The 7,862-nt window shown below is 73.9% G+C and carries 7 protein-coding genes and 1 pseudogene; 1 reads left to right on the plus strand and 7 read right to left on the minus strand.

Annotated features, from left to right (window positions below):
- Nucleotides 1–16 precede the first annotated feature (16 nt).
- Nucleotides 17–1,426, minus strand: coding sequence for a hypothetical protein (locus ACWCWD_RS35515; RefSeq protein WP_450779539.1), 1,410 nt, complete (start codon nt 1,424–1,426; stop codon nt 17–19).
- 175 nt (nt 1,427–1,601) lie between these two features.
- Between ACWCWD_RS35515 and ACWCWD_RS35520 the strand changes: the two genes are divergently transcribed.
- A complete protein-coding gene (locus ACWCWD_RS35520; RefSeq protein WP_450779541.1) occupies nt 1,602–2,840 on the plus strand; it encodes a molybdopterin-dependent oxidoreductase in 1,239 nt (412 codons plus the stop codon).
- A 403-nt stretch (nt 2,841–3,243) separates the two neighbouring features.
- Here ACWCWD_RS35520 and ACWCWD_RS35525 read toward each other — a convergent pair whose 3' ends face one another.
- From ACWCWD_RS35525 to ACWCWD_RS35550, 6 genes and pseudogenes are all read right to left on the minus strand, one after another.
- On the minus strand, nt 3,244–4,056 hold the full coding sequence (locus ACWCWD_RS35525) for a class I SAM-dependent methyltransferase (RefSeq protein ID WP_450779543.1): 813 nt from the start codon (nt 4,054–4,056) through the stop codon (nt 3,244–3,246).
- Nucleotides 4,053–4,733 carry a TIGR04282 family arsenosugar biosynthesis glycosyltransferase gene (locus ACWCWD_RS35530; RefSeq protein WP_450779545.1) on the minus strand — a complete coding sequence of 227 codons (681 nt, stop codon included), beginning with the start codon at nt 4,731–4,733 and terminating at the stop codon, nt 4,053–4,055. The genes ACWCWD_RS35525 and ACWCWD_RS35530 overlap by 4 nt, the downstream gene beginning before the upstream one ends.
- The gene (locus ACWCWD_RS35535) at nt 4,730–5,467 is read right to left on the minus strand and encodes a glycosyltransferase family 2 protein (protein WP_450779547.1); all 738 of its coding nucleotides are present in this window, start codon (nt 5,465–5,467) and stop codon (nt 4,730–4,732) included. Before ACWCWD_RS35535 ends, ACWCWD_RS35530 begins: the two co-directional genes overlap by 4 nt.
- A gap of 115 nt (nt 5,468–5,582) precedes the next feature.
- Entirely contained in the window at nt 5,583–6,677 is a 1,095-nt protein-coding gene (locus ACWCWD_RS35540; RefSeq protein WP_450779549.1) for an NAD-dependent epimerase/dehydratase family protein, read from the minus strand.
- Between the two features lie 119 nt (nt 6,678–6,796).
- A complete protein-coding gene (locus ACWCWD_RS35545) occupies nt 6,797–7,588 on the minus strand; it encodes an ABC transporter permease (RefSeq protein ID WP_450779551.1) in 792 nt (263 codons plus the stop codon).
- A pseudogene (locus ACWCWD_RS35550) lies at nt 7,585–7,862 on the minus strand (hypothetical protein); the annotation flags it as partial. The pseudogene ACWCWD_RS35550 and the gene ACWCWD_RS35545, both read right to left, overlap by 4 nt.

Here is a 7,862-nt window from a genome sequence, read left to right on the forward strand (position 1 = left end):
CTTCGAGGCGCCCCCGTCACCAGCTCGTCCGCAGCAGGTGGTTGACCAGGAGCGCCAGCACCACCTGGGCGCCGAGCCAGCCGCGCCGGTGGTGATCGGGCAGCGCGGCGGCGGCGGGCAGCAGCCAGAGGACGAAGGGCAGCCAGATGCGCTCCGTCTCGGCCTTGCTCATCCCCGACAGGTCGGCCGCCACGATCGCCAGCGCCGCCGCCAGCGTGAGGACGGCGAGGCGCTGCGTCCCGGTGAGCGGCCGGCCGGTCCGTAGCGCCCGCACGGCTCCGGGCGCGGAGACCACCGACCGGCGCAGCCCGGCCACCGTGGCCAGGCCGGCGGAGACGGTGACGGCGGCGAGGTTGGCCCAGACCCAGTACGCGTACGGCCGCTTGCCGCCCACCCCCTGGTGGTACCGCTCCACCAGCAGCGGATACGCGTCCCACCAGTGGAACCCCGCCAGAGTGAACAGTGCGGGCACCACCAGCGATCCGGCGGCGAACGCGGGCAGCGGGCGGGCCGCCCTGGCGAGTACCAGGACGGTCGCCAGCAGGAGACCGGTCAGAGGGAGTCCGTAACTCAGGTAGCAGACCAGCCCGAACAGCAGGCCCGACCCGGCCGCCGCCGTCACCGGGAAGCGGGTCGTGCGCGTCGCCGCCAGCGCGAGGAGCGCCATCGACCAGCCGGCGACCGCCGCGAACGCGGCGTCGGCCGAGACGCCCGCCCAGATGGCCCCCGGCGCGAGGACGAGGAACGGCGCCGCCTTCCGGGCGATCCGCTCACCGGCCAGCGCCCGCAGGGTGACCAGCGCGGCGGCGGCGGCGGTCGCCGCGAGCACCACGCAGCAGACCGCCGCCCACACCGCCCCGCCGAGACCGATCCGGTCCAGGAACACGAACGGCAGAGTGGCGCCCGGCGGATGCCCGGCCACATGGGTCGGCCAGTTGCCGGGCCGGCCCATCACGATGTGGTCCTCGAAGGTGCGCAGCGCGGTGCCGATGTCGTGGAACCCGGCGACGCCCGCCAGGTACTCGTGCCGGCTGGTCAGCTTGAGGGCGAACCCGCTCCGCCAGCCGTCGACCAGCGCGAGCGAGAAGATCCACGCCGCCGAGACCGCCCAGGAGAGGACCAGCAGCCCGCGCCAGCGCGTCCGGACGGCCACCCGGGGGCCGACGCCGACGGCGAGCACGGCCAGCGCGAGCGCCGCCGGGGTACCGGGTCCCACGTGCGGGTCCCACGAGGCGATCAGGGGCGGCCACCCCGCGTAGAGGGACCCGTCGCCGTTCACGGCCCAGCCGACGAGCGCCGCCACCGCCACCAGCACCGCACCCCCGGCCGCGGCCGTCAGGTCCCGGTGTCCCGCGCGGTCCGCCGCACTCGCGGTCTCCGCGGCTGCCGTTCCTCCGGCGCGTCCGGCGCGCTCCTCGGTCCTCACCCCGGCACGCTAAGCCTCCGGCAGCCGATTCCCCTGCCGACCGGGCCGCTTCGCGCGGCGGGGCGTCACCGGGCAGCCGCGCTCCCGCGCACGGAGTAACGCGCCCGCACGTTGGGAGGCGCGTCCCCGCACCTACAGGGCGCGCGCACCCTACGGTCGCACCATGGGTGACCTCATGCGACGTCTCACAGCCCTCACGGGCCCGGCACGACCGGACTTCTGGCGCAGCCCGCTGCGGGGAGCCCGGTTCACCGCGGTGCTCGGCGTCGTCCTGCTCGTCGGGCTGACCCTGGTGGCGGTCACCGGGCTCCTCTCCTACGCCTCGTACAACCCCGATCTCGCGGCCGTCAACGACAAGACACCGGACAAGGGGCTGCTCGGTTTCTACCTGTTCTCCTGGCCGACCGACCCGCACTGGCTCTACCGGCTCACCCAGGGCGTGCACGTCACCCTCGGCACCGTGCTGGTCCCGGTGCTGCTCGCCAAGCTCTGGTCGGTGATCCCCCGGCTCTTCGCGCTCCCGCCGGTCCGGTCCCCGGGACACGCGCTGGAACGGCTCTCCATCGTTCTGCTGGTCGGCGGCGCGCTCTTCCAGTTCGTCACCGGGCTCCTCAACATCCAGCTGGAGTACGTCTTCCCCGGCTCCTTCTACCGGCTCCACTTCTACGGAGCGTGGGTCTTCCTGGCCGGCTTCCTCAGCCACACCGCGCTCAAGCTCCCGAAGGCCGTACGGGTCCTGCGCGCCGGGATCCCGGCCGGGGAGAAGGACACCCTGGCGGCGCCCGCGCCCGCCCCGGCGACGCTCTCCCGGCGCGGCGCGTTCGCCATGGTGGGCGCCGGGTCGCTGGTGCTGCTGGCCACCACGGCCGGCCGTAGCTCCGACGCACTGCGCCCCACCGCCCTGCTCACCCCGCACGGGGTGGAGAACCCGGGCAGCGGGCCGAACGGCTTCCAGATCAACAAGACCGCCGCCTCCGTGCACATCATCCCCGCCGACATCGGGCCGGCCTGGCGCCTGACCGTGCGGGGCCCGGCCGGTACCTTCCGCTTCACCCGGGCCCAACTGCTCGCCATGGAACAGACGAGCGCGGCGCTCCCCATCGCCTGCGTGGAAGGCTGGTCCACCTCCGACCAGTGGTGGCGCGGGGTGCCGCTGAGAGACCTGGCGGCGATCGCCGGCTTCCCGGACGACCCCCCGGGCGTCCTGGTGGAATCCGTACAGCGCACCGGCTCGTTCCGCCGGGCCGCCCTGCGCGACAACCAGGTGCGCGACGGCCGCTCACTGCTCGCCCTGGAGGTCAACGGCGAGACGCTGTCGGCCGACCACGGCCATCCGGCGCGGATCATCGTGCCGGCCGCTCCCGGAGTGATGAACACCAAATGGGTCGGGTCCCTGACCTTCGGAGTCCTGTGACCGGCCACGAGCGGGACCCGGACGGAGGAGCCGGCGACCGGGCACGAAGCACGGCGACCCGGCCGCGCGGCAGGCGCCCCTTCCGGCGCCGGTACGGCGAGGGGCCGCTGCACCTGCTGCTCCTGGCCGCGACCTTCGCCCTGACCGGGTACGCCGGGGTCAGGCTCCTGCACGGCGACACCCTGCGGATCATCCTCTGGTTCGCCGGTGCGGCCGTGGTGCACGACCTCGTCCTGCTGCCGGTGTACTCGACGGCCGACCGCGCCCTGCGCGAGGCGCTGGGGGCGCGGCCGGGCCCGGGTGGCGACCGGATCAACTTCGTACGGGTACCGGCGTTCCTCTCCCTGCTGCTCCTGGTGGTCCAGTTCCCGTTGATCGCCCGGCTCTCCGAACGTTACGAGCGCTACACCGGGCTCTCCGTCGACGTCTTCCTCGGCAACTGGCTCCTCGTGACCGGGGTGTTCTTCGCCGTCTCGGCGCTCTGGCTCGTCCTGTCCACGTGGCGGGGGAGCGGCCGGGAGTCCCGGCGACGCAGGGAGACGAAGGGGCGCCCGTCGGACTCCCACTGATCGACTGCCCGCCACCCCTGCGGACACGCGTGGCGCAGCAGGGCCGGGGTCCCCAGCCGGGCCCATGGGAACGGCGCCGGCGGGGGTTCGGGACGCCGGACGTCGAGTGCGTCGCCCGAGGCGGGGCTTCCGTCGTGGAGCTGTACCTCGGACTGCTCGTCCAGGTCGAGCGGGTCCGTCTCCACGATGAGGAGCCCGCCCGGGGCGAGCAGCGCCTCCACCCGATCCAGCAGCGCGGAGGGATCCCCGCCGATACCGATGTTGCCGTCCACGAGCAGCACCGTGCCCCACCGTCCCTCGCCCGGCAGCCGGTCGAACACGCTGCGCCGCAGGGCCCACCCGCCGAGACCGCGGGTACGGGCCACGGCGGCCTCGCTCACGTCGATGCCGAGCGCCCGATGACCGCGCCGGCCGAGCGCGGCCACCAGTCGGCCCGGTCCGCAGCCGATGTCGAGCACCGGTCCCTCGCAGCGGCTCAGCGCCGACAGGTCGGCGTCGTCGGCGCTCAGGCACCAGCGCTCCACGTCCAGTGGCATCAGCAGGCCGTCCGTGCGGCGGAGGAAGAGCGGCCCGCGGCCGGAGCGGAGGGCGTTCGCGTACGGGTCGGCCGCCCAGGGGACGTTGCCCGCGACCTGGGAGTCGCTCATCGGGCCGCCGTCCGGTTCAGCCGGCCGAGCGTCGCGGCGAACCGTCCGTGCGGCGCGAGGCCGGCGACCCGTACCGCGTCCTCGGAGGTGTCCACGTCGCGGAGCCGGTCCAGCTCACGGACCCTCAGCCCGGCGTCGAGCAGCCGCGCACGCTGCACCGCGCCGGTCTCGGGTACGGACATGGGGACGCCCCGCAGCAGGGCGGGGTCCGGGGACGCGAGCCCCAAGGCCCAGAACCCGCCGTCCTCCGCCTCCCCGAACCAGGCATCGCACCGGTCCCACCCGTCCGGCGCCAACGCGGGCGCCAGATGGGCCGGTTCGATCTGCGGAGTGTCCATGCCGATGAGGAGCGCCGGACCGTCGCAGCCGCCGAACGCCCCGGCGAGCCGTTCGTCCAGACCGCCGGAGCACTGAGGCACGACGTCGATGCCCGGAGGCAGCCAGGGGCCGGGCCCGCCCTCCAGGACCAGGATCCGGCGCGCGGCGGGCAGCGAGAGCACGGCCAGCAGGGTGTCCGCGAGGGACGCGGCGGCGAGCTCCGCCGCCTCCTCGGGGCTGAACGGCGGGGTGAGCCTGGTCTTGACCCGCCCGGGAACCGGCTCCTTCGCGAGGATCAGGACAGTGGTCGGTCCCGAGGGGAGCGAGGCGTCGGCGGAGGTCGGTGCGTACGGGTTCATCGACACGACTCCGTCCGTACGGCGGTGCGCGCGACGGGCGGTTCCCGCAGCACCGTACGCATGTCGAGCACCGCGTGCCAAGTGCCCCGCCAGGTCCCGGTGACCTTGGACCTTCCCGTTCGGGGACGGTACGGGACGTCCGCCTCGGCGATCCTGAGCCCGGAGTCCGAGGCCCGCACCACCATCTGGAGCGGATACCCGCTGCGGCGGTCGGTGAGGTCGAGGGCCAGCAGGTCCGTCCGGCGTGCCGCGCGCAGCGGGCCGAGGTCGCGCAGCCGCAGACCCGTCCGGCGCCGCAGCATCCGGGCGAGCGCGATGTTGCCGAGCCGGGCGTGCAGCGGCCAGGCGCCCCGCCCCTCGGGACGGCGACGGCCCAGCACGAGATCGCAGGTCCCGGAGGCGACCCGCTGGACGAACGAGGGCAGCAGGCCGGGGTCCAGCGAGTCGTCGCAGTCGCAGAAGCAGACGAACTCCGCCTCGGCGGCGACGAGTCCGGCATGGCACGCGGAGCCGAAGCCGCGGCGTGGCTCGTGCACGACGGTGGCGCCGAGCGAACGCGCCACCTCCGCCGAGCCGTCGGTCGAACCGTTGTCGACGACGATCGCGCGCCAGCCGGCCGGGATGCGGGCCAGCACCCGGGGGAGGGCTGCGGCTTCGTCGAGGCAGGGCAGCACCACGTCGACGGAGAACGGGGTGGGCGTGGGCGTGAGGGAGTTGGTCGAGGTGTCGGTCACCCGGCTCACCCTATGGAGACGGATCGGACATTTGCTTGCATACGGGCCCACCGAAACGGTGACGTCGATCGGGCAGCCCTCCGTAGCGGCGGCCGCCCTCCGCCGTGTCCCTCCGTCAGACGTCCGCGAGCCGGGCGCCACCCGGGGGCACGACCGCCGCTCCCCGCTGCGGGGCGGCGGCGAACTCCGCCATGCCCTCGGCGAACCCCACCTTCGGCAGCCAGCCCAGTTCCGCGCGCAGCCGACCGGAGTCGGCCGTCACGTGGCGTACGTCCCCGAGCCGGAACTCCCCGGTGACGACCGGCGGCGGACCGCCGTGCGCGGCGGCGAGCGCCGCCGCCATCTCCCCGATGGTGTGCGGCTCCCCGCTCCCGGTGTTGTAGGCGGTGAGGGCACCGGGGGCCCGCTGCGGCAGGGCGGTCAGCGCCGTCACGGCGGCCGCGGCGACATCGGTCACGTGCACGAAATCGCGCCGCTGGCCGCCGTCCTCGAAGACCCGGGGCGCCTCACCGCGCGCCAGCGCGGAGCGGAAAAGCGAGGCGACCCCGGCGTACGGGGTGTCGCGCGGCATCCCCGGCCCGTACACGTTGTGGTAGCGGAGCGACACCGCCCGGCCGTCCGTCGCGCGCGCCCACGCGGCGGCCAGGTGCTCCTGGGCGAGTTTGCTGGCGGCGTAGACGTTCCGAGGGTCCGCCGGGGCGTCCTCGGGGACCAGCCCCGGTACGAGATCCGTCCCACAGGAAGGGCAGCGGGGCTCGAAGCGGCCCGCCTCCAGATCGTGCCGGGCGCGAGGCCCCGGCCGGACGGGCCCGTGCCGCAGGCAGTCGTACTTCCCCTCGCCGTACACCACCATCGACCCGGCCAGCACCAGATCCCGGACTCCGGCCGCCGCCATCGCGGCGAGCAGCACCGCCGTGCCCAGGTCATTGCAGCCGACGTAGAGCGGCGCGTCGGCGAAGTCCTTGCCCAGACCGACCATCGCCGCCTGGTGGCAGACCGCGTCGACATCCGCCAGCGCGCCGGCCACTGCCGCGGGGTCCCGTACGTCACCCACGATCAGCCGCTCGTACGGCCCTTCCGGGGCGGTGCCGCCGGAATGGGCCGAGGGCAGCAACGCGTCGATCACCACCACCTGATGCCCGGCCGAGACCAGGGCCTCGGTGATGTGCGACCCGATGAATCCAGCTCCGCCTGTGACGAGTACACGCATGGCGCCACGTTAGGCCGTGTCCGGCCGTTCGCGGCGGATCGGCGAGGGGTGTTCCCGCACAGGCGCGGGCGGCGCACTCCGACGGGGTGTCGGGTGCGCCGCCGAGCCGGGTGCCGGTGCTACTTCGGGTCGCGGTTGAAGAGAGAGGTGGACCAGAAGTAGCCGAGCAGGGCCAGTCCGAGGCACCAGGCGACGGCGATCCAGCCATTGTTGCCGATCCCGGTGCCGAGCAGGAGTCCGCGCAGGGTCTCGATGGCCGGGGTGAAGGGCTGGTACTCGGCGACCGGCTGGAACCAGCCGGGCATCGCGTCCAGCGGGACGAAGGCGCTGGAGAGGAGCGGAAGGATCATCAGCGGCATCGCGTTGTTGGAGGCCGCCTCGACGTTGGGGCTGGAGAGGCCCATGCCGACCGCGATCCAGGTGAGCGCCAGGGAGACGAGCACCAGCAGGCCGAAGGCCGCCAGCCACTCGAGGACGGTGGCGTCGGTGGACCGGAAACCGATGGCCACCGCGACGGCCCCGACGACGACCACGCTCATCACGCACTGCAGCACGCTGCCGACGACGTGTCCGATGAGCACCGATCCCCGGTGGATCGCCATGGTGCGGAAGCGGGCGATGATGCCCTCGGTCATGTCCATGGAGACGGAGACCGCGCTGCCGATGGTGGTTCCGCCGATGGTCAGCATCAGGATGCCGGGGACGAGGTACTTCAGGTACTCGGAACGGTCCGCGCCGCCGCCGCCGATGCCCGCGCTCATGGTGTCGCCGAAGATGTAGACGAAGAGCAGCAACAGCATCACCGGCGTGAGCAGCAGGTTCAGTGTCAGGGACGGGTAGCGCCGGACGTGCAGCAGGTTGCGGCGCAGCATCGTGGACGAGTCGCGCACGGCGAGGGAGAGGGAGCTCATCGGACTTCGTCCTCCTGGGAGTTGACCGACCGGGCCGGCGCGCCGGACGGGTCGGACTGTTCGGACGGGTTGGACGGGTCGGACTGGTGCGGGACGCGGGTGGCGTCGGTGAGGGCGAAGAAGACGTCGTCGAGGTCGGGGGTGTGGACGGTGAGTTCGTCGGCTTCGACGTGGGCGGTGTCGAGGCGGTCGAGGATGGTGCGGAGTTCGCGCTGGCTGCCGTCGCTGAGGATCTGGAGGGCGAGGGCGTCGTCGTCGCGGGAGGCGTCGGGCA

The organism is Streptomyces sp. NPDC001493, assembly GCF_053597235.1.

Excerpts from the sequence above, each read along its gene's own strand:
- ACWCWD_RS35530 (WP_450779545.1), bottom strand. The coding sequence starts at position 4,733 with ATGAACCCGTACGCACCGACCTCCGCCGACGCCTCGCTCCCCTCGGGA.
- ACWCWD_RS35540 (WP_450779549.1), bottom strand. The coding sequence starts at position 6,677 with ATGCGTGTACTCGTCACAGGCGGAGCTGGATTCATCGGGTCGCACATC.
- ACWCWD_RS35520 (WP_450779541.1), top strand. The coding sequence starts at position 1,602 with ATGCGACGTCTCACAGCCCTCACGGGCCCGGCACGACCGGACTTCTGG.
- ACWCWD_RS35525 (WP_450779543.1), bottom strand. The coding sequence starts at position 4,056 with ATGAGCGACTCCCAGGTCGCGGGCAACGTCCCCTGGGCGGCCGACCCG.
- ACWCWD_RS35545 (WP_450779551.1), bottom strand. The coding sequence starts at position 7,588 with ATGAGCTCCCTCTCCCTCGCCGTGCGCGACTCGTCCACGATGCTGCGC.